This is a genomic window from Oleiharenicola lentus (genome assembly GCF_051660365.1).
GTDB classification, from domain to species: domain Bacteria; phylum Verrucomicrobiota; class Verrucomicrobiia; order Opitutales; family Opitutaceae; genus Lacunisphaera; species Lacunisphaera lenta_A.
In genome coordinates this window covers 2,452,393-2,477,315 of the sequence record NZ_JBOZXB010000001.1, presented here as the reverse complement: position 1 = coordinate 2,477,315, position 24,923 = coordinate 2,452,393, and the positions used below count along the sequence as shown (strand labels likewise).

Below are 24,923 nucleotides of genomic sequence, written 5' to 3'. Positions count from 1 at the left end.
TCAGCGCATTTTCGCGAGCGTGGCGACAATCGCCTTCTGCACATGCAGCCGGTTTTCTGCTTCGTCGAAAATCACGCAGCGCGGGTGATCAAGCACGTCTTGCGTCACTTCCTCGCCAGAATGCGCAGGCAGACAATGCATGAAGAGCGCGTCCGGTTTTGCCGCGGCAAAAAGTTTTTTGTTCACTTGGAACGGCATCATACGGTCGTGGCGAATCTTCGACTCGCTCTCCTGCCCCATGCTTGCCCACACATCAGTGTAAACAATGTCCGCGTCTTTCACTGCTTCGTAAGGATCAGACGTAAACTGAAACGTGCCGCCGCTCTTGGCCGCAAGCGCTTTGATTTCCTCGCCCGGTGCATCGCTCGCCGGCCCGCCGAGGGAAACCTTCATGCCAAAAAGATTCGCACCGAGAATCCACGAGTTCGCCATGTTGAAACCGGTATCGCCGAGATAAGCAACTTTGCGGCCTTTCAACGAGGCGAACAAATCACCCGACGGCCCAGCCCAGCGTTCTGCCGCAGTAAAAGCATCGGTGAAAATCTGACACGGATGCAGAAAATCCGTGAGCGCATTCACGACCGGAATCGAACCATGTTGGGCGAGTTCTTCGACATCGCTTTGCTTGAACGTGCGGATGACGAGTCCGTGAATGAAACGCGACAGCACCTTGGCCGTATCGGAAATCGTTTCGCCACGGCCCAATTGAATATCGTTCGTGCTAAGAAAAATCGGATTGCCGCCCAGTTCATGGATGCCGACTTCAAACGACACGCGCGTGCGCGTGCTCGATTTGGCAAAAATCATCCCCCACGTCTGCCCGGCGAGCGGCTTCTCGTGCGCACCGCGGCTGCGTTTGTAATGCCGGGCCAGCTCGAAAATCTGCGCAACTTCTTCCGCCGTGAAATCCGTTTCCTTTAGAAAATGCCTCATGATTGCTTGGTTTGTTTTTTTGCGCTGAGCACGGAGCGGATGATCGCAGTGGCGCGATCGAGCTGTTCTTTGGTCGTGATGAGCGGAGGAAGCAGACGAATCGTGTTGGTTCCAGCTGCGGGCGCGAGCAGGCCTTGGTCGCGCAGCGCATTGATGTAAGCGTGTGGCTCGCCGTGCACCACGAGCCCGAGCATGTAACCGCGGCCGGTGATCTCTTTCACTTGCGTCGGAAATTCAGCGACCAGTTTCTCCAGCTCGGTTTTCCACACAGCGCCGTTAATCGTGACCTTCTGCAGCAGGTTTTCACGCGCCATCACATCGAGCACCGCGAGCGCCGCCGCGCAGGCGAGCGGTGTGCCCCCGAAGGTTGAACCATGTGAACCCGGCGTAAAGAGATCGGCGTGTTTATCGGCGGCCCAAATTGCACCCATTGGATAACCTCCGCCCAAGCCTTTCGCCATCCCGATGGCGTCGGCGCGCACGCCGGATTGCTGGAACGCGTAAAATGTGCCCGTGCGCCCAATACCGCACTGCACTTCGTCGAGCATAAGCAACAGATTATGCTGATCGCACAGCTTGCGAATGCCCCAGAGAAACTCGTCGGTGCACGGCGTCACGCCGCCTTCGCCCTGAATCGTCTCCAGAAAAATCGCCGTCGTGTTTTCGTCCACCAGATCGACGAAACTCTGCAGGTTATTAAGTTCGCCAAAAACGAAACCGGGGACGAGCGGGCGAAATCCCTTCTGGATTTTTTCCTGCGGTGTCGCGCTCATGCCGCCAAAGGTGCGGCCGTGAAACGCGTATTTTGCCCCAATGATTTTGATGCACTTCCCTTCCTCGCCGGATTTGCGCAAGCCGTGCAGACGAGCGAGCTTGATCAGCCCTTCGTTAGCTTCAGTGCCGCTGTTGCAGAAAAATACGCGGCCCGGACCGGCGTGTTCCACGAGCCGACGCGCGAGTTCGCCTTGGTTCGGATTACGGAAAAGATTGCTGACGTGAATCAGCTCGCCGGCCTGCTGACGAATCGCCGCGACCCAGCTTGGATGACAATGCCCGAGCGCGGCAACCGCGACGCCCGAGGTAAAATCCAGGTATTCTCGACCGGTGTCATCCCACACGGAAACCCCGAGTCCACGCACGAGCGTGAGCGGCGGGCGGCCGTAATTCTTCATGACGTAGGCGTCGTAAAGCTCGGCGGTGTTGGTGCGAACGATGGATGGCTGGCTCATGGAAACTAGAAATAGAAAATAGTCGTAACTCCAAAGCGCGAAACGCGCGGCGACCAGCTCAGCCCTGCACGATTTCGGTGCCTACACCCTTATCCGTGAAAATCTCGAGCAGCAAACTGTGCGGCATGCGGCCATCGACAAAATGGACACGTTGCACGCCTTCCTGCAGCGCGCGCACGGCGCTCTGCACTTTTGGACGCATGCCTTTGTCGATGATGCCTTTCTTCTTGAGACCTTCGACTTCGCTGACTTTGACGGTGGAAATGAGCGTGGACGGATTCTTGTAGTCCGCGAGCAGTCCGGGCACGTCACTCATGTAAACCAAACGACGCGCGCGCAACGCGCTCGCGACGCGACCGGCGACGGTATCGGCGTTCACGTTGTAAGGTTTGCCGTCGTAACCTTCGGCCACCGGAGAAATCACCGGCATGAACCCTTCGCCGATTTCTTTTTTGATCAGCTTCACTTTCACCTCGGTCACGTCACCGACGTAGCCGAGATCGATCGGGTTGCCGTCATCGTCGACCGTGAGTTTGTTGCACACGATCACGCTGTCGCCGGGCAAACCTTTCGGGCGCGCTTTCACCGCAGCGAGCGTCGCGCAGACTTCCTTGTTCACGATTTCGTCGAGCGTCTTCTTGACGATCGCGACCGTCGCTTCGTCAGTGACGCGAAGGCCGTTGATAAAATTAGCTTTGAGGCCGGACGCATCCATGGCGCGGTTGATGGCTTTACCACCACCATGCACGACGACGACATTGATGCCGACCGCGGCGAGGAATGCGATATCGGTGGCGACGCTTTTGCGCACCGTGGGATCTGGATCATCCATGAAGCTGCCGCCGTATTTCACGACGAACGTAGAACCATGAAAGTCCTGGATGTAGGGAAGCGCTTCGAGCAACACGCGCGCTTTGGCAATGACTTCGTTGACGTCCATCAGAGTGGTAAAACCGACAGGGAAATGAACCGCGCGTTCTTCAAGAGAGTGGGAAGAACAAATTTGTTAAGGCAACTGGCGGGGATTTCACTAAAAAAATTAGCTTCGCGGATAATGTTACAGGCTCATCCGCGAGGCGGGCGATGCATCACTCGCTCTTATTGTAGTTCACGTAACCGTCCGTGAGATCGCTCGCGAGGAGACGATACGTGGCTTTACCGAGGTGAAGATTGATCGCGATGGTGAAGCGCTTGGCTTTCACGATCTCCTTCCATTTCGGCTTAAGCTCGGGATGCGGCTTGCCGGCCGTCATCGCAGGCGTGTCGTTGTAAGCGATATCGAGTTTCGCTTCCACAAGCTTGGCGCCGGAATAGCCGGCCGCGTCAGCGAGGCGGCCCCAATTCGGGTCTTCGCCAAACCAAGATGACTTCACGAGGAGCGAGTTACCGATCGCGCGGGCGACTTTCTCAGCGTCTTGCACGGAGGCGGCGCCGCTGATTTTCAGCTCAACGACTTTGGTGATCTTTTCACCATCGGAGACGATTTTTTCGGCGAGCGCTTCGCAGACTTTCCAGACGGCTTCGGCGAACAACACGCGCAGTTCGCGCGGGCTCTTGTCGCCGACGCTGACGCCGGAGTGGCCGTTCGCGAGCATCAGCACGGTGTCGTTGGTGCTCATGTCGCCGTCGACCGTGATGCAATTAAACGTGCCGGAAACAGCCTCGGTGAGCGTCTTCTGGAGAAAACTACGCGGCACGGAAAAATCCGTCGCGAGAAACGCCAGCATCGTCGCCATATTCGGCTGAATCATGCCGGCGCCCTTGGCGATGCCGGCCACGACGTGCTTCTTGCCGTCGTAGGTGAAACTGACGGTGACGGTTTTCGCCTTCGTATCGGAGGTGAGAATCGCATCGGCGGCTTTTTTGCCGTGCGCGGGCGTGCGGCCTTTTTCGGTGACGGCGCGCTCAAGACCCTTGAGCAGTTTCGGCATCGGCATCGGCTGGCCGATGCGGCCGGTCGAACACACGAAAAACGAACCCGCCTTCAGATTAAGCGAACCGGCGGCGCGTTGAGCGGTGACGTGCGCGTCTTTCAGTCCTTCCGGGCCGGTGCAGGCGTTGGCGTTGCCGGAGTTGGCGATGATGCCGTGAAACGGCCCGCCTTCCGCAAGATTTTCCTGACACAGCAAGACCGGCGCGGCCTTGACCGCGTTGGTCGTGAACGTGCCGGCAGCGGTGCAGGGTCGCAGCGAGAAAAGCAGCGCGAGATCGAGGCGCTTCAGGTCGTTTTTGTCGCGAATATCGCAGGGCACACCGGCCGCTTCGAAGCCGGGGACATCAGTGATGCCGGCGCTGTCAGGGGTAACAATGAGTTGGGTCATTGAGGGAGGACGGAAATCAAACGAGCCCGGCGGTTTCAGGGAAACCACACCAGAGATTCATGATCTGCACAGCCTGGCCGCTGGCACCTTTCACAAGGTTATCGAGAGCCGAGGTAATCACGAAATTTCCCGTGCGCGCGTCGAGCACCGCAGACATGTCCACGCGGTTGGTGCCGGTGACATGCGCGGTATCAGGCGTCTCACCACTCGGCAGAATCGCGACGAATGGACGGCCCGCGTAGGCCGCATTCCACGCCGCGTAGAGCGACTCGATCGTCGCGCGTTGCGCGGCCGGAACCGTAATCGTCGTCGCAATGCCGCGACGCATCGGCGCGAGGTGCGGGTTGAACTGCAAAATGATTTTTGCGCCGGCGAACGTCGAAAGCTGCTCTTCGATTTCGGCGAGATGGCGGTGTTTGCCGAGGCCGTAGGCTTTCGCGCTCTCCGCGCGCTCGACGTAGAGATAGGTCTCTTCGAGTTTTTTGCCGGCGCCGCTGACGCCGCTGAAAGAGTTCACGACGATGTGCTCGCGCGAGACGATGCCCGCCTTGAGCAACGGGGCGAGCGGCACGAGTGTGCTGGTCGGGTAACAACCCGGCGCGGCCGCGAGCTTGGCGTCGTTTTTCCACTTCGCGTCGGTCAATTCCGGCAACACGAAACGCGTTTGCGGAATCAATTCCGGCGCGTGGTGGCCACCGTAATATTTCTCGTAGGTCGCGAGCTCGGCGATGCGGAAGTCGGCGCTCAGGTCGATGACTTTGCGGCCAGTCGGCACGAGTGTCTTGGCAAAATCAGCGGCGGCGCCATGCGGCAGCGCGAGAAACCAGACGTCGATATCTGTGCGCGTAGCCAGTTCGACGGGATCGGAGCCGCTAAATTTCAGCTGATCGGCGGCGGTGCCGCGCAGCGACGGGATCAGCGCCGAGAGCGGTTTGCCCGCGTGTTGGCGTGAGGTGACCGCAGCGAGTTTTGCCTGCGGATGACCGAGGAGGAGCTTTACAAGAACTTCGCCGGAGTAACCCGACGCGCCGACGATGCCGACATTCATTTAAGTGAGGAAAAAGAGTTAAGACATCCCCGCAGGGAATCGAGAAGTTTCGTGAGTGAAATCGCGCTGCTGACCATACGGCAAAAAAAGAAGCGGAGGCCGTGAGGCGCTCCGCTTCGTTGAAAACGTATTTCCGGTTCGGTGCGATTAACGCTTGGAGAACTGGAAGCGCTTGCGGGCGCCGGGTTGACCGACTTTTTTGCGCTCTTTTTCGCGAGGATCACGGGTGAGGTGACCGGCCTTCTTCAAGGTGACGCGGAGCTCAGGGTTGAATTTCAGGAGCGCACGGGCGATGCCATGGGCAACGGCGCCGGACTGGCTGCTGATGCCGCCGCCGGCGACATTCACGGAAACGTCGAACTTGTCCTTGCTGTCAGCAGTGACGAGCGGGGCAACGGCGCGACGCACGAAGTTATCGTGGGTGAAATAGGTGTCGAAATTACGGTCATTGACCGAGAGTTTGCCGGAACCGGCAACGATGCGGACGCGGGCGGTGGAGGTCTTGCGACGACCGGTGCCGAGATAAACAGAGGATTCAGCGCTCATGGATTAACCTTAAAGCTTAACAGGGTTCTGGGCTTCGTGATCGTGCGTCGCACCCGGGAACACGCGGAGCTTCGTCAGCATGTCAGCCGCGAGGCGGTTCTTCGGGAGCATGCCTTTCACAGCCTGCTTGATGATAAATTCCGGCTTTTGCTCACGGACGTCAGCGAGCTTGCGGTATTTTTCGCCACCGACGTAGCCGGAGAACGACATATACTCCGTGGTCTCTTCTTTCTTACCAGTGAGGACGACCTTGCTCGCGTTGATGACGACAACGTAATCACCGGTGTCGACGTGAGGCGTGTAAGTGGGCTTGTGACGGCCGCGGATAATGTTGGCGGCTTTGACGGCGAGACGGCCCAGCACTTTACCTTCGGCATCGATTAGAAACCACTTCGGCTGCACTGTCTCTTTTTTGGCGAGATACGTTTTCATTTACGGAAAGGGGTTGAAGGGAATGATTTCGAGAAACCCTGTCAACAGCGAACCCGACACATCATGGAAAAGTAATTCACATGATGCTAACAACTCAGAATTCGCGAGTTACGCCAAAAGTTACCCAAAAATCCGCCTCAGAGCCGGTCGAGAATGGCCCATTCACCCGCGAGCGCCCGTCGGAGTTCGTGTAATGCAGGCCCAACTCCAACGCGTAGCGACCCACATGATAAGGCAGCACCACTTCCCCACCCCAAAACGCATAACCATCCACGCGAGCCGGCGCGTTGGCATCAGGTCGCCAGTTATCGCCCGCTGACCAGCCCGCGAAAAAACTCACCTCGAGAAACGCGCCGAGCTTCGTCAACGCGATGCTGCGCGCCAGCGTCAGCTGCGTGGTGTCGGCGTCGAAACGAAAATCGCGCGCGTAACTTATCGTCGGAGAAAATTCTGCGAGCGTTAATGACGGCAACGTCGCGGCCACTCCCGCCTCGAACGCGCGATCCACGCCACCCCCCGGCACATTTTCAAACCAGGTATGTGCCGCGAAAAATTCGACGGAAAGCGCGCCGCTGACCGGCCACGTGTAGTTGGCTGCGAGCGAATAGTCGCGACAGTCATCGCGCTCAAACGGCTGGCTCGTTTCCGCGCGTGCGCGAAACTGATCTCGCGAAAATTCCAGCGCCGCGAGCGCCGACGCATTGGCCCGCTCGACGCCGTGCATGACTCGACTCGAAGCGTAGAACGCCTCGGCCCGCACACTGTTTTCACCGGCTTGCGCCCGCGCATCGACCAGTCCTGCAAATGCAGATGCGGTCGCGAGGAGCATCATTTTTCTCGTTAAAAAAAACTTCATGCGAAGAAGACTCATGGATGTGTTTGTTTTCGACCGCGATGTCCACACAGTGGTTGCACTCATGACGCCCACGCTTCGCTTCATCCTGCTCGCGGCCGCCACGCTGGGCTTTTCCGGAATCGCGCTCGGCGCCTTTGGTGCGCACGCTCTCAAAGAGACGCTCACCGCTCGCAGCCACACGAGCACGTGGCAAACTGCGGTGCTGTATCACTTGATCCACGCCGTCGCGTTGCTCGCGCTTGCGGGCGTCGCCGCAACCTGGCCGAACGCCCGCGCCATCGCGTGGTGCTGGGTGCTGGGCACCTTGTTTTTCTCCGGCTCGCTTTATTGGCTGTCGCTGGGTGGCCCGAAAATTCTCGGGCCAGTCACGCCGATCGGCGGTCTGTTGTTTCTCGTCGGCTGGGCGCTCATCGCGTGGAGCGCGCTCCAGCAAACCAAAGCATGATGCTTCCCCCGCCACTCAAAGCCGCCCTTGCTGCGCTGCGTTCCGCAGGCGGCAGGCCACGCTTGGTGGGCGGATGCGTGCGGGATTGGTTGCTCGGGCTGGAGCCCAAGGATTTCGACATCGAAGTTTATGGGCTCGACTACGACGCAATGGGGAACGCGCTCTCCGCCTTCGGGCCAACCGATATCGTGGGCCGCAGTTTTGGCGTATTGAAAGTGCGCCTCGAAGGCATCGAATACGATTTCAGTCTGCCTCGCCGCGAATCGAAAACCGGTGCCGGCCATCGTGGCTTCGCCGTCGTGCCCGATTCCACACTCACGGAAACTGAAGCCGCGGCACGGCGCGATTTCACGGTCAACGCCATCGCTTACGATCCGCTTGAAGACCAGATTCTCGATTTCCACGGCGGCCGCGAAGACTTGAAAAACAAAGTGCTGCGACACACGAGCGCGGCCTTCGTCGAAGACCCGTTGCGCGTGCTGCGCGCGTTTCAACTGGCGGCGCGTTTCGAGTTCACCCTCGCGCCCGAAACGATCGCGCTGTGCCGATCGATCCGCGCCAGCTACGCGGAATTGCCCGTCGAACGCGTCTGGGGCGAATGGGATAAATGGGCGACGAAATCCACCAAGCCTTCGCTCGGTCTCGCGGTGTTAAAACAAACCGGCTGGCTCGCTCATTTCCCGGAAGTCGCCGCGCTCGACCTCGTCCCGCAAGAACCCGAATGGCACCCCGAAGGCGATGTGCTCGTGCACACGGGGCACTGCCTCGATGCATTGGTGAAACTGCCAACCTGGCGCGAAGGCTCGGGGGAGTCGCGCCGGCTGTTAACCTTCAGCGTGCTCGCGCACGATTTCGGAAAACCCGAAACCACCAAACAAGCGGATCGCAAAGGAAAAATCCGCTGGGTCAGTCCCGAGCACGAAGCCGCCGGCGGGCCGCTCGCAGAAACATTTCTCCTCCGGATCGGCGCACCGCTGCAACTGATCGAATATGTCCGCCCGCTGGTCGTGAACCACCTGTTGCACCACACGGGCGGCTTGGAATTTCGCGATACCACCGTGCGCCGGCTCGCGCGCAAAATCTCGCCCGCCACCATCGACGATCTCATCGCCGTGATGTCAGCCGATCACCTCGGACGTCCGCCGCTGGTCTCGGCGCAAACCGCGGTGCGCTTGGAATACCTGCGCAATTCCGCGCGCCGGCTCGAACTTGAGCACGCCGCGCCGAAACCGATTTTGCTCGGCCGCCACTTGATCGCGCTCGGCTTGACGCCGAGTCCACATTTTAAACCCGCCCTCGACGCGGCGTTCGAGTCGCAACTCGATGGCGCCTTCAACGACGAGGCCGGCGCGGTCGAGTGGGTGAAAAACTATTTGCGGGCGCACCCCGCAATTTTATCGTCCCAAAACCAATCCAGTTCTCATGAGCAGCCTAAACCAACTCGAACAGCTTAAGAAATTCACCAAAGTCGTCGCCGATACGGGCGACTTTGCCAGCATGGTGCAGTATTCGCCGCTCGATGCGACGACCAACCCCAGCCTCATCCTCAAAGCCGCCGGCATCGAAGCCTACGCCGGCATCGTGACCCGCGCGATCAAGGACTCGGGTAAAAACGCGAAGATCGAAAAAATCATCGACCGCCTGCTCGTTTATTTCGGCCAGGAAATTCTCAAGATCGTCCCCGGCCGTGTCTCCACCGAAGTCGACGCGCGCCTCTCGTTCGACAAGGACGGCAGCATTAAGAAAGCCCGCGAGATCATCGCGCTCTACGAAAAACTCGGCACACCCCGCGCCCGGGTTCTCATCAAACTCGCTGCCACGTGGGAGGGCATTAAAGCCGCCGAAGTTCTCCAGAAAGAAAAAATCAACTGTAACCTCACGCTGCTCTTCTCCTTCCCGCAAGCCGTCGCCTGCGCCGACGCGAAAGTGAAACTCATCTCGCCGTTCGTTGGCCGCATCCTCGATTGGTATAAGAAGAGCACCGGCAAGGAATACACTGCTACGGAAGATCCCGGCGTGATCTCGGTGAAACAAATCTACAACTACTACAAAAAATTCGGTTACAAAACCGAAGTCATGGGCGCGTCGTTCCGCAGCAAAGGCGAAATCCTCGAACTCGCCGGCTGCGACTTGCTCACGATCAGCCCGAGCCTCCTCGGCGAACTCCTCGCTTCGAACGAGCCCGTCGAGCGCAAGCTTTCCGCCAGCAAGACCGGCCCGAAGGTGCAAAAAGTAAAGTTCGACGAAAAAGCTTTCCGCCTCGCGCTCAACGAAGACGCCATGGCGACCGAAAAACTGGCCGAAGGCATCCGCGGCTTCAACGCCGACATCGTGAAGCTCGAGAAGCTGATCGAAGAGAAGCGGAAGTAAGCGCGGTCACCACAGATTCCCAATCAAGTCTCCTCGACGGCCATCGCGAATCGATGGCCGTTTTTATTTTCCAGTTCCAGAAGCCCAGCCGGCTTCGAGGCACAAAAAAAGCGGGGCGACTCGTGAGAGCCACCCCGCTGCATTTAAACCGGTTTCGTTAAGCGAAGTTTTTTAGAACTTCTTGCTCAGCTCGACGAAATAGACGCGGCCACGGATGTCACCGATAGCGCGGTCGTATTGATTCTCGAAGCTGCTCGCGATGAACGGAGGTTGCACGTCCGTGACGTTGTTCACGCCAACGGTCAATTGAGCGTCGACCCATGGAAGCGTGTAGCCAAGGCGCACATCGACCGTGCTGTAAGAACCGACTTTATTGTCGTCGGTCGGGTCGGTGTCGTCGTTGATCTCGGTGTAGCCATCAACGTAGTTGTAGCTGACGGAGGCGAGGTAGCTGTTCTTCTTCCAGGTCAGGCTGGTGGAACCTTTCCAGATCGGGAAGCCGAAGTTACCGAGCGCGGAACCGTCCGGCCAGTAGTAGCCGAGGTAGTCGATCGAACCGGCACCGGGGAAATTTTCCTGCTCGAAGTTCAGCACTTTCGTGGCCGAAATATCGAACGTGAAATCGCCCACCGCGGTCGTCGGAACGTAATAGCTGCCGAAGAAATCGAGACCGTCCGTATGACGATCGCCGCTGTTGATCGGACCGACGTTGCGCACCTGACGGATGCTGCCGTCGACGTTCATTTCAACCTGCGCGCCGAGTGGGTTTTGAGCACTCGGAGCCGCGGTCGGGCCGAACGGATTGGCGGCATTGGTCGGACCCGCCGCGAACCATTGGTTCACGATGTATTGGTCGCTGGTGAACGGAATGTTCGTTTCGTCGATGCGGTAGTAATTGATGCCAACGGTCAGGCCCTTGACGACTTTCGGCGAATAGACTGCACCGATCAAGTAGCTGTCCGATTCACCGGGCTGGAGGCCGGCATTGCCAATCTCGATCGTGCCGGCGGTCGCTTGCGTGCGGATGCCGGTGACGGGATTGAAAATTTCGTTGAAGCTCTGCGAAGGAGAACCGGCGTCGAGGGCGGTAAGGCTCGGGGCGACGAAGCCTTGGGCCCACGAACCACGAATCGTCAGCTCTTTCGAAAGCGGTTCCCAACGGAAGGAAACGCGCGGCTTGAGGCCGGTGTTGCCTGCATCGCTGTAGTCTTCCACGCGACCGGCCAAGCCGACCGAGAAGCTCTTCACGACCGGAACATTGAGCTCCGTGTAGTAAGAAACGATTTCACGCGCGCCGCTGAACGGCGAAACGATGTTGAACGGGAAAACCGCACCCGTCTGGAGGCTGCTATCCGGGAGATCGTCCTCGGTTTCCTTGCGGTATTCAGCACCGACTGAGACCGCGATCGGGCCAGCCGGAAGGTCAAACACTTCGCCGCCGACGTTGGCGTCGACTTGGTTGGTCACGAAACGATCGGTTTCAGAAGCCGAACCGCGGAAGGTCGAGATCAACGCATCCGGATTGCCCGGGGAAGTCGTCGAGAACAACGGCGTGAAGCTGAACGGATTGAATGCCGTCGCCGCCGTGGTGCCGGCCAGCGCGGAATTATAAACCGCGGAAAGCACCCCACCGGTTTGGGTGGAGACGACCTTCAACTCATTGCGCATGTAAGCGACTTCGTAGTTCCACTTTTCGGCGAAGGTGCCTTTGAAGCCCGCCGTGATTTCGATGTCTTCGAATTTATTATAGGTGATACGCGGTCCGAGTTCGGAAGGACGGTAGCCGTAACCGAAGGAGTTACCCGCGGCGGCAGCGGCCGGGAATACCTGGCCATACCAATAATTCGTCGTCGGCACGGTGCGGCCGGAAAGCGGCGAAGGCGCCAACGCATTCGAGCTCTCGTTGCGGCTGAGCAGCACATTGCTGAAGAAGCTCAAGTTTTCCGAGATCTCGTGGTCGAACGCGAAGGTGATCGCGGTCGATTCGGCCGGACGATAGGCGTAGGTGTAGTAACCGAACGGATAACCTGCCGCGAGACCGGGCAAGAGCACTTTGTTCGGACCATAACGCACGGGCGAGCTGGCCGGGAGACCGGCATTCAGCGCGGCTTCCTGTGCATCACGCGCGGTGTTGCGGGCCGTGACCGACATCGAGGAAGGCAGCGTCAGGAAAACAGCGGGGTTGAAACCAGCCGGGACTTGGCTGGCTGCAGTCAACGCAGCGCCGGAGGTGTCGACAAACCAGCGCAGTGGGACGAGCACATTGACGTTCGTCACACCAGCGACGTGGCCGGCATCGCCCGCGATCGTGGCGTTAGCGGCGAGGCGCTGAGCGGCGGTCGAGTTCGGCGTGAGAAGACCGGGATTGGAAGTCGCGGAAACCGAGTCACCCGACGGGGTGCTGACTTCGCGATCCGGCGTCATGAGGAGGTTGCGCTCGGCGTGTTCGACCGAGACCGTGAGGCTCGTCTTGCCGTTCAAGCGCGCGCCCCAGACCAAACCGAAGCGGGTTTCACCCACATCCGTGTCGGTCGTGTTGGCGTAGCGGGCTTTGAATTCGCCGCCTTCGTAGTCACGCTTGAGTTTGACGTTAACGACACCGGCCACGGCTTCGGAGCCGTAAATGGCCGAAGCGCCATCGTTGAGGACTTCCACGCTGTCGATCGCCGTCGTCGGGATCAGATTGATGTCAGCGTTGGTGCGACGGCCGTTCAACAAGAACAGCGTGCGGCTCAACGGAAGATTGCGGAGCGAGATCGTGCCTTGGCCGCTGCCGCCGTTACCGAACGCTTCGTTGATGGTGCCGACACCACCGCCGAATTGCGGGAGCTTCTTGCGAAGCAATTCGCCGAAGTTCGAGTAGCCCGCATTCTGGGGAGCATCGATCTTGTAGAGCGAAACAGACAAGCTGCCTTCGACGGCCGCGCCGGTGAGGCGGGAACCGGTGACGGAGAACTTTTCCAATTTCACGGCTTCATCGGAGCCTTCGCTCGCGGGGGCCGGAACCGGAGACGTTTGCGCAAAAGCGGCCTGAGCCGCGAGTAGAGAAAGCCCGACGCCAAGCAGCGCCACAGGCTTCCGTAGGTTTCTTACGGACCTATTTTTCATAGTTCAGTTGTGTTGTGTTAGTTAAAACACGCCGTCGTGTTTCCTGACTGCCGTAAGAACGCTAAAAAAACGCCGCAACTTCATATCGACCAGACGCTGGAACGCACCCGCCAATCGCTTTTTTAATTCGACGAAATGCTCTTCGATTTCGAGCCCGGGCAGCGCCGAAATTGTTATTTTTAGCGGCGAGTCTGCACTAAGTTGCGGTCACTCGCGTGAAACGCGCAGGCCCATCAACTGTTTCAATTTTGCGCGATTGCCGCGGCTCAACTTCAAATTCGTCCCGTCGTTTAACAACACCGTGTAGTCCCCGTAAAGTGCCGGCGTCACTTTTTTCACGTAGTCCAGATTAACGAGCGACGAGCGGTGGATGCGCACAAACCGCGCGGGATCCAAACGCTCTTCGAGGCTTTGCAGCGTCTCCCGCACTAGCCGCGCCTGCCCCACCGAGTGCACTTTCACAAAGTCGGCTTGCGCTTCGATCCACACGATGTCCGCACTCTTGATAAAATTCAGATCACTGCCCGTTTTTAACACCAACTTATCGTTCGGTGCGCTCACCGGCGGCGGCGTGGTCGGAACGACTCCCGGTTCAGACGTCAGTTTCTTAACGTAACCGAGCAACTTCTCGAGCCGATCCGACATATCGATGTCCTTGGCTTTGCCGATCTCGGATTTGGCGCGCGCGAGCGCGGCATAAAAACGCGCATCGCGATACGGCTTCAATAGGTAATCAAACGCGAAACACTCGAACGCCTTGATCGCATACTTATCAAACGCCGTGATGAAAATAATCACCGGGCGTTCACCGGATTTCAGCGCGGCCAGCACCTCGAAGCCATTGAGGCGCGGCATTTGAATATCCAGAAAAACCAAATCCGGTTGGTGCAGGCGGATCGCTTCCAAACCCGTTTGTCCATCGCCACACAGGCCGACAATTTCGATTTCAGGATCGATCGCCAGCATCGCTTCGACGCCTTCGCGCGCGAGCGGCTCATCATCGACGATTAAAACTCGGATTTTCTTCATGCGGGAATTTTGGACACTGGCGCAAGCCGCCAAGGCAAATCAAGCACTACCACCGCGCCGCCCTCGGGACGCATCTGCCGTTCCAATAGATAATTTTCACCAAACAACTTTTCCAAACGAGCCCGCGTATTCGCTTCGCCGATCCCCGTCGAAGGCATGGCGTCGGAATTTATCGCGTCCTGGGGGTCATGTTTTTTATCTGGGCCATCGTTGATCACTTTGATTTCCAATCGTCCGAATTTACGCGCCGCGGAAATCTGCAATAAACCCGAGGTCGTGCGCTGGGAGATGCCGTGCTTGATCGCATTTTCCACGATCGGTTGAAGCAGAATGTTGGGCACCAATGCTTCCATCACCTCGGGCTCCACTTGAAAATCGATCCGCAATTTATCTCCGAAACGCACCTGCTCCAAATCGAGGTAACGTTGGATAAAATCCAACTCCTGCCGCAGCGTGACTTCTTGAAATCCGATCCGCTCGATCGCGAGCCGCAACAGCGCACTTAATTGCGCGATGATTTCCACCGCCACGTCGTTCTTCTTTTGGCGCACCAACGTGGCGAGCGCGTTAAAACTGTTAAAAAGAAAATGCGGGTGCAACTGTCCGCGCAGGGCGGCGAGTTCCGCGCGCGACAACTCGGACTCCAACCGCGCCGCGCGAATCTGCAGTTTCAACGATTCCTCCGCACGCTGCCGGTGTTTGTAGTAATAATTTACTGCAAACGAGACCGCGAAAAAGCCGCTGTAGGTCAGCAAATCGAGCGGCAGCATTCCAAACGTGTTGTAAGCGTAGGTATCGAAATCCGTCAGCCGCGCCCACGGCACGCCTTTCATGCCATCCGGAAACACGCTGAGCACGTAACGAACGTGCGTAACCACCAAATAAATCGACACACTGCCGAGCGCGAGGCCGGGCACACTCACCCAGATCCGCCCCCTCCCGGCAGGAAAGCGTCGCACCAGCATGAGCATCGCCGGAGCGGCGGCCAGCCACGTATACCAAGCCAGACCATCCCAGCCGCGGATGATGGTTTGCATGTGCTCTTCCTCCGCCTGGCGGCGCCATTCGCGCGTGCCCGGAAAGCCGATGTAGAGAAACGTGCTCAGCACGAACAAGAGCACCATCTGGACTTTCAAAACCTTACGTTCTTGCGAAGTCGTGTGCTTGTAGAGCGGCGAAAAAATACGTTTCCAGAGAGACATGGGCGGCAAAAACGAGCGGCGACATAGCGACTCGAACCGCCACAACGCAACGAACAATCGCGGATGCCCAAAAAGAAGCGGGGCGGCCCAAAGGCCGCCCCGCGAAAGGTTTTAACTAAAACTCAGCTTAGAACTTCTTGCTCAGTTCGACGTAGAGAATGCGGCCACGGATGTCCGTGATCGCACGATCAGACTGGGTCTCGAAGCTGGTCGCGATGAACGGGGGTTGTTCGTCCGTGATGTTGTTCACACCGAGGGTGAGCTTGGCTTCGATCCAGGGGATGTTGTAGCCAAGACGCACGTCGAAGGTGTCGTAGGACGGGATCTTTTTGTCGGCGTTGCCGGCTTCTTTGTAGCCGTCGACATAATTCCAGCCCACGGAGGCGGAGTAGCGGCTCTTTTCCCAAGCCACGTTGAAGGAGCCCTTCAGTTCAGGGAAACCGTAGTTACCGAGAGCAGAGCCTGACGGCCAGTAGCGACCGAGGTAATCGATCGTGCCAGCGCCAGGGAAGTTCTCTTGTTCGAAGCTCGTGACGAGCGTGAACGCGGTTTCCACCGTGAAGCGACCCACGGAGGTGTCTTGGTAGTAGCTAACGAAGGCATCGAAACCATCGGTGATGCGCTTACCCGAGTTGATCGGGCCAACGTTACGAACCTGGCGGAGGCTGCCATCAACGTTCATTTCAACCTGGGCGCCGAGCGGGTTTTGCGCACTCGGGGCGGCCGTTGGGCCGAACGGATTGGAAGCGTTGGACGGGCCAGCGGCGAACCATTCGTTGACGATGTATTGGTCGCTGGTGAACGGAATGCCGTCTTCCTCAATCTTGTAGTAGTTGAGGCCGAGGCTCAGGCCTTTGATCGCTTTGGGCGAATACACGACACCGAAGAGCCAGCTGTCGGATTCAGCCGGCTTGAGGGCCGGGTTACCGATGAAGATAGAGCCGGCGGTCGCTTGCGTGCGGACGCCAGTGACCGGATTGAACAACTCGGTGAAGCTCTGCGAAGGAGCGCTGGCGGTCAGGGCGCTGACGCCCGGCACCACGAAGCCTTGGGAGTAAGAACCGCGGATGTTCAGTTGGTCGCCAACCGGCTTCCAGCTGAAGGAGAAACGCGGCTTGAGACCCGTGCCACCCGCATCGCTGTATTCTTCCACGCGACCGGCAACTTGAACATTGAGGTTCTTGATGACCGGAAAGTCGGTCTCGGCGTAGTAGGAAACGATTTCGCGCTTAGCAGCGAACGGAGACACGATGTTGAAGGGGAACACGGTGCCGTTGATGAGGTTGCTGTCCGGGCGTTCGTCGGTCGTTTCTTTGCGCCATTCCGCACCCACTGAGACTTTGATCGCGCCAGCCGGCAGATCGAAAACTTCGCCTGCAACGTTAGCGTCAACTTGGTCCGTGGTGTAACGGCTGACCGATTGAGCCGAACCGCCGAGAGCCGCGAGGAGCGTGGTGTTAGCCGGCGCATTCGTGGTCAGGAAGGGCGTGAAGATAAACGGATTGAAGGCAGCCGCTTGGGTGCTGGCAGCCAACGCGGTGTTATAGGCACCGGAAAGCACACCACCCGTTTGGACGGAGGTGACCTTCAAGACGTCACGCATGACCGCGACTTCGTAGTTCCATTTGTCTTGGATATCACCTTTCAAGCCCGCGGTGAGAGCGGCTTGGTCGAATGTATTGTAGGTGATGCGGGAGCCGAGTTCGATCGGGCGATAGCCGAAACCGAGGGAGTTACCAGCAGCCGTGGCCGCAGGGAACACCGTGTTATACCAGTAGTTGGTCGTGGCGACCGAACGACCGGAGAGCGGCGAAGGCGCGAGGGCGTTGGAGCTCTCGTTACGACCGATGTTGAGATCAGCAAAGAACCGGAGGCTTTCGCTGATTTCGGTTTCCACGGCGAAGGCCATGGCGGTGGTCTCTTGCGGACGGAACGCGTAGGTGTAGTAACCGAACGGGAAACCGGCATTTACGCCCGGAAGGATAACCTTGTTCGGGCCATATTGCACGATGGCGCTGGAACCGAGAGCGGCGTTGCGAGTGTTTTCTTCCGCGTCACGCAACGCATTGCGTTGGGCAACCGAGAGAGCGCTCGAAGCGGTGATAAAGGCGTTCGGGACGAAGCCGGCCGGGACTTGGCTGGCAGAGGTCAACGCACCACCCGAGGTGTTCACGAACCAACGCAGAGGAACGAGGACGTTGGTGTTGGTCACACCAGCCACATGGCCGGCGTCGCCCGCTTGCGTCGCGTTAGCAGCCAAACGTTGGGCGGCAGTCGAAACAGGGGTGAAGAGACCAGGATTGGAGGTGCCGGAAACCGAGTCACCCGCAGGAACGCTGACGTCGCGTTCATAGTGCATGAGGAGATTGCGCTCGTAATGCTCGATCGTGGCCGTGAGGGACGTGTTGCCGTTCAACTTGCCACCCCAAGTGAGGCCGAAACGCTTTTCGCCCACATCGGTGTCGGTCGTGTTGGCATAGCGGGCTTTGAATTCGCCGCCCTCATAGTTGCGCTTCAGCTTGATGTTCAACACACCAGCGACCGCGTCGGAACCGTAAATAGCGGAGGCACCGTCATTCAGCACTTCGATGGAATCGACGGCGCTTTGCGGGATCAAATTGATGTCCGCATTGGTGCGACGACCGTTGACGAGGAACAAGGTGCGGCTGAGGGGAAGGTTACGCAGGGAAATCGTCGCCTGACCGCTACCACCGTTACCGAACGCTTCGTTGATCGTGCCCACACCGCCACCGAACTGCGGCAGCTTTTTGCGCATGAGTTCACCGATGTTCGAGTAACCGCTATTTTGGATGTCATCCATCTTATAGAGGGAGACCGAAAGAGGACCATCTGCCGCAGCGCCAGTGAGACGCGAGCCGGTGACTTGGAATTTTTCCAAGGCGACCGTTTCTTCTTTTTCCTTGGTCGTGACGGTGCCAGCCGGGGTGGTGGTCGTCGTCGTGGTTTGAGCAAAAGCGGCGTTTGCCGCGAATAGTGAAAGCCCGGCGCCAAGCAGCGCCAAAGGCTTCCGTAGGTTACTTACGGAGCTATTGTTCATAGTTCGGTTGTGTGTTGTGTTAGTAAGAAAGACCGATGAACGGCTAATTTCTTGCGACGAACTGAGCATTTTGCGCGCCGGGAATCAATAATTATCTCCAAACCTTCGGATGCCCTGACCAGTTGTTTTCCCTACCCACGCTATTAAAGCTGAGCGGAATAAACCACACAGAGCGCGAGAACGCACCCAACACCTGCGCCAAGGCAAAGCCTGCTAAAAACGATCTAACCCGGAGGGAGTCAGCTCTCTTACTTAGAGGCGGGATTTCAACTCGACCGCACGGTGATACGCGGTTTTCGCATCCCCCGAGACGACACTGAAATGCCCCATCTTTCGACCCGGACGCGGATCGCCTTTACCATAAAGGTGCAGTTTCGCGGATGAATCGGCGAGCAGCGCCGCCCAATTCGGTTCTCCGTTCGCCCAAGCGTCCCCAAGGATGTTCACCATCACTACCGGCGAGATGAGTTTCGTGTCGCCGAGCGGCAGACCACAGATCGCGCGGACTTGTTGCTCGAATTGGGAAGTCACGCACGCGTCCAACGTGTAATGGCCGCTGTTGTGGGTGCGCGGGGCGAGCTCGTTGATCAAGACTTCGCCCGATCTCGTCACGAAAAACTCCACGCCGAGCACCCCGACCAGATCGATTTTGGCCGCGACCGCCAACGCCAGGCTCTCAGCTCTTGCCAGCACTTCTGCGGCGACGCGGGCCGGCACGATGGAAAAATCGAGGATGTGATTCGTGTGAATATTCTCCGAAATCGGAAATACCTTCACTTCACCTGTCGTCGAGCGCGCCACGACCGCCGAGACTTCGCAGGAAAAATCGATAAACTGCTCGATGACGACCGGTTGACCGGCGAATCGCTTCAGTGCCGCCGGCACGTCCGCCTCGCTCATTACCTTCAGCTGACCTTTCCCATCGTAGCCAAAATCCGCGGTCTTTACCACGCACGGCACGCCGACTTCGCGAATCCCCGCGAGCAGATCTCCGTTCGCCGCGACTTCCGCAAACCGTGCATGGGCAAACCCGTTTCGCTTCAGCCAGTTTTTTTCGCGCGAACGATTCTGCGTTGTTTCCAACACACTCCAGTGCGGACGCAGCACTGACACCGCCTCAATCGCCTTCAAGGGCGCGGCGGGCACGTTTTCGAATTCATACGTCACCACGTCGCACTCACGCGCAAAGGCCGTGAGCGCAGCGATATCCTCGTAAGGCGCATTTACTTCTTGGTGCGACACGGTGCCCGCGGGCGAATTCGCCTGCGGCTCGTAAACGTGCATGCGGTAACCCAGCTTCGTCGCCGCTTGCGAAAGCATCCGGCCCAGCTGGCCGCCGCCGAGCACTCCGATCGTTGCTCCCGGTAAAATCGGTTTCGGGGTCACCGTCACGTCCGCGCTCACGGCAGTTTTGCTTTCAAAATCTTTTTGGTCTGCGTGACGCGGAAATTTGCCCACGCCTTCTTCGTTTTCGCGTCGCTTTGCGCGAGCAGCGACGCCGCAAAGAGTGCCGCATTGATTGCGCCGGGTTTACCGATCGCAAATGTCGCCACCGGCACGCCGCCGGGCATCTGGGCAATCGAAAGCAACGAATCGAGGCCTTTGAGCGCCTTCGATTCCACCGGGACTCCGAGCACAGGCAACGTCGTCAACGACGCCACCATCCCCGGTAAATGCGCCGCCCCACCCGCGCCGGCGATGATGAGTTTCAAGCCGCGGCTTTCGGCCGATTCCGCATATTCCACCATCAGTTTCGGCGTGCGATGCGCGCTCACGACCCGCTTTTCGTAAGGGATCCCAAGCGCTTCGAGCTGCGCCGCGGCGTGCTCCATCGTCCCCCAATCCGAGGTGCTGCCCATGATGATTCCGACGAGTGGTAAAGATGAAGCCATAAGCTTAAAGCGCTAAGCTGTAAACTCGCCCAAACATGTCCAGCAACGAAAAGGCCGGATTCGAGAAGCCGCCCGATCTTTACTTAAAGTCTGGTCAGACACCGTGCCCCATAGGCTAAAAAACAAACCACGCCAGCCGATTGCAGGCCTACGATCGACCAAAAGGTCAGTGGTTTGTTACCGCGCGCGTATCCTCGGCCCGCTCTGAGCTGCGCTATCCCACTCCGAATCCCCGAGAAAACGAGCCACCCTAAGCGCAGGACGAAACCCAAAGCCAACAGGACACCAAGAATATCAATCAAAGGATAGGGGTTCATTGCTGCGCCCACGCGTTCAAATCAACGGCGTGCCTTTCGGAACCCGCACGATGGTCGTGCCGGCGATCTTGTCGTGCCACGATTGTTTTTCGTCATCGAACGCAACCCAGATGAAGCCCAACCCGGCGACAAACAGTGAAAGAAAACCACCCAACGCTCTCACGACAGCCACGCCCCAGTCCAGCGGACGATCATCCAGGCGCACCACTTTGAGTCCGCATACGATGCCGCCGATGGTCGTGCCTTTCGTCGCCCACATGATCACGCAATAGAGGGCATACCAGAACAAGAAACCGCTGCCGAAATTATGGAAAATGCTGCTCATAAATCCACAGATCATGCCCACGAGCGCCGCATCAAGGGCCGCCGCTGCCAGCCGCAGCCAGAAACCAACGCGCGGTAACGTGATCGCAGAAATCACCGGCAATACCGGCGGCACAAAAGCGGAATGTAACGGTGGAATTTGCTCTGCTGCGCCTGCAAATGACGGCTCCGTGGCGGAAGGCGCGCCCGAGGTGAAACCCGAACTCATCGGCTGCGAGTAAATCGGCGTAGCTGCGGTCACCACGCTCGGTCCTGCCTTGGGCTTATCGCGCTTCGACGCTTGGATGAGCGCATAGACGACCATGCCGAGACCAAGAATACCGAACAGCTTCCACAGAATAAATCCAAGCACCGGAACCATGTAGAGCAGGCTGACGATCACGCCGCCGACCAACACGGCGAAGAACGGTTGGCCCGCAATCCCCTGTTCACTGGTGCCGAGGACACGCCGGCCAAACCACGCGAGCATCGCGGACATGCCAAACAGCGAGCCAAACAACAACGCGATGATCACAAACGGAATCAACACCAAGCCAATGCCCGTGACTGCGAGCAGCACGAAGGCAACGGGCACAATGATGATCGTCAAAAACGCCGCGAGGATGGTCGCGCCCGGACGTTGTTCCAACGTCTCTGCCGAGCGGACGACTCCGCGCGGGAAAATCAGCGCGAGAATCATGTAGAACGCGAGGAACGCGCCTGCGATCACCCAGATCCAACCGAGATTCTCACCGATCCACAATGGGCGCCCGTATTTCAGGCACTTTTTAATCCAGGCATGGAAGCCTTCAAAGGCCCCGCTCCCGCCGAAATTGGCGAAACTGCTGACCTCATGCACTTCGCCCAACACTTGCGCACCCTCGGCCTTCTTCAAATTGCCCATGGTCACCGTGATGTCGCCCGTCACAACGGCCTCCGGCCCGAGAATCACGTCGCCCATCACGGTCACGACATCATGCGCTCTTCCGTTGATCGTCGTGTTACCCATGATGGTAACCAATTCGTTATTTACGCGTCCGTTCACCGTGGTGTTACCGCCAATGGAAACCGCTTCGCCGACTTCACCATCGATGGTGGTGCTCCCAAAAACCGAGACCGACTCACCACGCTTCGCGCCAGCAGCGACGTGGTGGTTGCCCAACGGAATTTCATCAGAGCCGGATCTTGTGCCGTAACTGCGAGTGCCTTTCTTTTTCTTTTTGGAAGAAACCGTGGGTTCCTCCACGGGTTGGGCCGGAGCGGGTTCATTGCCCAGTTCGCGCAGCTCAGCTGATTTTTCTTCGGCCGGCTTTACCTCTTCTGGTGGGTTGGCGGCTTCGACCGTGACCGGCACTTCGGCTTCAGGCGCCGCCGGCACCACGACCGCCGCCGCTTTCTTTTCCGACTCCGACGCGGGCGTGGAAGCAGGCGCGACAACGGGCTCCTGTGCAGGCTTGGTTTCAGTTTGCGCACGCAGAGCCGGTGCCATCGTCAGAGCGACGAGGGCCAGCCAGGCGGCGATTAAGGGGTTTAACAAAAGCTTCTTCATTGGAAAAAATTAGTCAGCCGAGCGATAGAGCGTGCGGTAAGCGGCGGCCCCGAGGCCGAAAAACGCCGCATAAGTGAAGACCGCGAACGCGAGCCCGCCATACAGCCACAGCGGCGGCAGCGAGTGCACCACGGATTGGCCGAGATCAACGACCCACATGACCGCGTGATAGAATTTAGTGAACACCGCGACGCGTTGGCCAACTTCGGCCCCGACCGCGCTCGCCGTCTGTTCAGCTCCGGCAAACGCCCGGTAGCCGCCAAAAATCACCGCCGCGGCCACACTTGTGGCAAAAGCCAGGAACACGCCGCGCACAGCGACCGGCCAGTGATTCCACGATTTGTGATACCACGCGACGCTCGCTTGCGCTTCGATTGCCGCCATGACGCGCGACTCGAGTGAACGCGGCGCCTTGCGCAGCGGCAGCGCGCGCAGTTCGCGATGCACTAATTGCTGCATCGACTCCGCTTGTCCGACCGACGCCGTGACGGCAGCAGTGCGTGCCTCGACTGCGGCTTGGAGGCGGGCCTCGAAACCGGCCGGAGCCTTGCGCGGCGGGAGCGCACGCAGTTCGCGGTGGATGAATTTCTCGAGCTCCTCGGGTGTCATTTTGTTGTTCTCGTTCATGATGGCACCTTCAGGTGGCTAGAAATTTTTCGTGAGCGGTTCCGCTTTGCATGAGGACTTTGGCGAGCGCTTCGCGGGCCCGGAGGATGTCGGTTTTTACCTTGCTGAGGGACACGCGCATTTTCTTCGCGATCTCGTCGTAAGGCATTTCTTCAAAATGAAAGAGCACCAGCGGAATACGTTGGTGGTCGGGAAGTTTTTCGAGCGCGCGCTCGAGCCACTCGCGTTTTTCCCCGGAATCGACGCCGTTAAAAAACGTATCGGGCGCGGCAAACTCCACTTCCTTTTCTTCGCCTTCGTCACTGCGATGGACGAGGTCGGAAAAAAAGCTCCAGCGCTTCTTGTAGCGTTGGATGTGGTTGATCGAGAGATTCGTCGCGACCGTCTTGAGCCAGCCGCCAGCCGTCGGGCTCGTGCTCAAGTTGTCGAAATGGGCGTGCGCTTTGATGAAGACCTCCTGGGCAATATCCTCCGCTTGCGTCTCGTTGCCGATGAGACGCACGGCTGTAGAATAGACCATGTCTTGGTAGTTGCGCATGAACGTAGTGAAGTCGATCGGAGCAGTCATCTCCGGGGTTGAGGCTTGCACTGTGGGATCTTCATTCATGCTAAGAACACGGGCTGGCCGGCGTTAGTTGCAGAAATTTCATGTTACGCAACTCCCACTCCGCCATGCCGTAAGCGCGTTGCGTGGTATTCATGCCTTGGCGACGCGCTTTTTGACGCCGTCCTCCATCGCCCAATTTGCCGCCGCCAGCGCGTGTAGTTCGGTGCTGTCGAACAATGGCTGCGTCGAGTCATCCGGTTTTAACAACAGCGCGAGTTCGGACGATCCCAACACAATCGCCTGCGCCCCGCGGGCGCGCAGATCCTTCGCCACGCGCAGCAGTTTCTCTCGCGACGCCTCGCGCACGATGCCCTGGCACAATTCTGCGTAGATAATACGATCCAACTCCGCGAAATCCGTCGCGGCTGGCGCCACGATTTCGACCGGCAAGCGTCGTTTCCCCGCACCCGCCGTCGCGGCCGGTCGCTCGAACAGGAAATCGTGTTCCAACGTAAACTGCGTGCCGATCAGCCCGACTCGATTCACGCGCGCTGCGCGCAGCTCTTTTAAAATCGCATCGCCGACATGCAACAACGGCACGTCCACCGCCGCCTCCACGTGTTCCGCCACGTAATGCATCAGGTTTGAACACACGACGATCGCGTCCGCGCCCGCGCGTTCGAGCGTCGTGGCTGCGTCGGCGAGCATCGCGCCGGCGTCGTTCCAACGATTCTCTTTCACGAGCGAATCGAGGTGCTGAAACTCGATGCTATTCAAAATCAGCCGCGCCGAATACAGGCTGCCGTAATGGTTGCGCACCGCCTGATTGATCAAGCGGTAGTAGATGGCCGTAGATTCCCAACCGATGCCTCCAATGAGACCGAGACATTTCATAGCGTGTGTGGACGCAGCAAACGCCGCGCCGCGCACGTTGGCAACAAGGCAAGCGACCATTAGCAAATTCACTTGTCTCAATTAAAACCAATGAACGCCCGCTTTTCCACCCGCGCGTCCGTTGAGGCCGTTCTTTGCTCCAGCAAAGGTAGGGGCAGATCTCTGAGCGGCCCGTCAGGATCTCCGCAGCACTCGGCCCGCCCGGAGGTCGGGCCCT

The 24,923-nt window shown here is 58.5% G+C and carries 21 protein-coding genes; 3 read left to right on the top strand and 18 right to left on the bottom strand.

What is annotated here, in order from left to right:
* The 8 genes from argF to ACRRQW_RS09360 all read right to left on the bottom strand — a co-directional run bounded on the left by argF (position 1) and on the right by ACRRQW_RS09360 (position 7,365).
* Positions 1–933 carry an ornithine carbamoyltransferase gene (argF, locus tag ACRRQW_RS09395; RefSeq protein ID WP_438481047.1) on the bottom strand — a complete coding sequence of 311 codons (933 nt, stop codon included), beginning with the start codon at positions 931–933 and terminating at the stop codon, positions 1–3.
* Positions 930–2,162 (bottom strand): aspartate aminotransferase family protein, encoded by a 1,233-nt coding sequence (locus ACRRQW_RS09390; RefSeq protein WP_438481046.1) that lies wholly within the window; start codon positions 2,160–2,162, stop codon positions 930–932. Before ACRRQW_RS09390 ends, argF begins: the two co-directional genes overlap by 4 nt.
* A 58-nt stretch (positions 2,163–2,220) precedes the next feature.
* Positions 2,221–3,102 (bottom strand): acetylglutamate kinase, encoded by an 882-nt coding sequence (gene argB / locus ACRRQW_RS09385; RefSeq protein ID WP_438481045.1) that lies wholly within the window; start codon positions 3,100–3,102, stop codon positions 2,221–2,223.
* Positions 3,103–3,250: 148 nt separating this feature from the next.
* Positions 3,251–4,483: a bifunctional glutamate N-acetyltransferase/amino-acid acetyltransferase ArgJ gene (gene argJ / locus ACRRQW_RS09380; RefSeq protein ID WP_438481044.1), complete on the bottom strand. Its 1,233-nt coding sequence runs from the start codon at positions 4,481–4,483 to the stop codon at positions 3,251–3,253.
* 16 nt (positions 4,484–4,499) lie between these two features.
* On the bottom strand, positions 4,500–5,531 hold the full coding sequence (gene argC, locus ACRRQW_RS09375; protein ID WP_438481042.1) for an N-acetyl-gamma-glutamyl-phosphate reductase: 1,032 nt from the start codon (positions 5,529–5,531) through the stop codon (positions 4,500–4,502).
* Positions 5,532–5,678: 147 nt separating this feature from the next.
* Complete coding sequence (gene rpsI, locus ACRRQW_RS09370; RefSeq protein ID WP_438481041.1) at positions 5,679–6,077, bottom strand: 30S ribosomal protein S9; 399 nt, start codon at positions 6,075–6,077, stop codon at positions 5,679–5,681.
* Between the two features lie 9 nt (positions 6,078–6,086).
* On the bottom strand, positions 6,087–6,509 hold the full coding sequence (gene rplM / locus ACRRQW_RS09365) for a 50S ribosomal protein L13 (RefSeq protein WP_438481040.1): 423 nt from the start codon (positions 6,507–6,509) through the stop codon (positions 6,087–6,089).
* 94 nt (positions 6,510–6,603) lie between these two features.
* Complete coding sequence (locus ACRRQW_RS09360; protein WP_438481039.1) at positions 6,604–7,365, bottom strand: hypothetical protein; 762 nt, start codon at positions 7,363–7,365, stop codon at positions 6,604–6,606.
* Positions 7,366–7,426: 61 nt separating this feature from the next.
* Here ACRRQW_RS09360 and ACRRQW_RS09355 point away from each other — a divergent pair, with 61 nt between their 5' ends.
* The 3 genes from ACRRQW_RS09355 to tal are packed head-to-tail and all read left to right on the top strand — an operon-like array spanning position 7,427 to position 10,180.
* Positions 7,427–7,810, top strand: coding sequence for a DUF423 domain-containing protein (locus ACRRQW_RS09355; RefSeq protein WP_438482349.1), 384 nt, complete (start codon positions 7,427–7,429; stop codon positions 7,808–7,810).
* Positions 7,807–9,264: a CCA tRNA nucleotidyltransferase gene (locus ACRRQW_RS09350; protein ID WP_438481038.1), complete on the top strand. Its 1,458-nt coding sequence runs from the start codon at positions 7,807–7,809 to the stop codon at positions 9,262–9,264. The genes ACRRQW_RS09355 and ACRRQW_RS09350 overlap by 4 nt, the downstream gene beginning before the upstream one ends.
* Positions 9,233–10,180 carry a transaldolase gene (gene tal, locus ACRRQW_RS09345; protein WP_438481037.1) on the top strand — a complete coding sequence of 316 codons (948 nt, stop codon included), beginning with the start codon at positions 9,233–9,235 and terminating at the stop codon, positions 10,178–10,180. The genes ACRRQW_RS09350 and tal overlap by 32 nt, the downstream gene beginning before the upstream one ends.
* Before the next feature lie 171 nt (positions 10,181–10,351).
* On the opposite strand, the gene ACRRQW_RS09340 is transcribed toward tal, so the two are convergent.
* From ACRRQW_RS09340 to ACRRQW_RS09295, 10 genes are all read right to left on the bottom strand, one after another.
* Positions 10,352–13,150, bottom strand: coding sequence for a TonB-dependent receptor plug domain-containing protein (locus ACRRQW_RS09340; RefSeq protein ID WP_438481036.1), 2,799 nt, complete (start codon positions 13,148–13,150; stop codon positions 10,352–10,354).
* 345 nt (positions 13,151–13,495) lie between these two features.
* Positions 13,496–14,317, bottom strand: coding sequence for a LytR/AlgR family response regulator transcription factor (locus tag ACRRQW_RS09335; RefSeq protein ID WP_438481035.1), 822 nt, complete (start codon positions 14,315–14,317; stop codon positions 13,496–13,498).
* Positions 14,314–15,519, bottom strand: coding sequence for a sensor histidine kinase (locus ACRRQW_RS09330; RefSeq protein ID WP_438481034.1), 1,206 nt, complete (start codon positions 15,517–15,519; stop codon positions 14,314–14,316). Before ACRRQW_RS09330 ends, ACRRQW_RS09335 begins: the two co-directional genes overlap by 4 nt.
* A gap of 127 nt (positions 15,520–15,646) precedes the next feature.
* Entirely contained in the window at positions 15,647–18,577 is a 2,931-nt protein-coding gene (locus ACRRQW_RS09325) for a TonB-dependent receptor domain-containing protein (protein ID WP_438481033.1), read from the bottom strand.
* A gap of 252 nt (positions 18,578–18,829) precedes the next feature.
* The gene (locus ACRRQW_RS09320) at positions 18,830–19,981 is read right to left on the bottom strand and encodes a 5-(carboxyamino)imidazole ribonucleotide synthase (protein ID WP_438481032.1); all 1,152 of its coding nucleotides are present in this window, start codon (positions 19,979–19,981) and stop codon (positions 18,830–18,832) included.
* Complete coding sequence (purE, locus tag ACRRQW_RS09315) at positions 19,978–20,469, bottom strand: 5-(carboxyamino)imidazole ribonucleotide mutase (protein WP_438481031.1); 492 nt, start codon at positions 20,467–20,469, stop codon at positions 19,978–19,980. The genes ACRRQW_RS09320 and purE overlap by 4 nt, the downstream gene beginning before the upstream one ends.
* A 333-nt stretch (positions 20,470–20,802) precedes the next feature.
* Positions 20,803–22,638: an RDD family protein gene (locus tag ACRRQW_RS09310; protein WP_438481030.1), complete on the bottom strand. Its 1,836-nt coding sequence runs from the start codon at positions 22,636–22,638 to the stop codon at positions 20,803–20,805.
* A 9-nt stretch (positions 22,639–22,647) separates the two neighbouring features.
* Entirely contained in the window at positions 22,648–23,265 is a 618-nt protein-coding gene (locus ACRRQW_RS09305; protein ID WP_438481029.1) for a hypothetical protein, read from the bottom strand.
* A 10-nt stretch (positions 23,266–23,275) separates the two neighbouring features.
* Entirely contained in the window at positions 23,276–23,872 is a 597-nt protein-coding gene (locus ACRRQW_RS09300) for an RNA polymerase sigma factor (RefSeq protein ID WP_438481028.1), read from the bottom strand.
* A gap of 90 nt (positions 23,873–23,962) precedes the next feature.
* A complete protein-coding gene (locus ACRRQW_RS09295) occupies positions 23,963–24,706 on the bottom strand; it encodes an aspartate/glutamate racemase family protein (RefSeq protein WP_438481027.1) in 744 nt (247 codons plus the stop codon).
* Between the last annotated feature and the right edge of the window lie 217 nt (positions 24,707–24,923).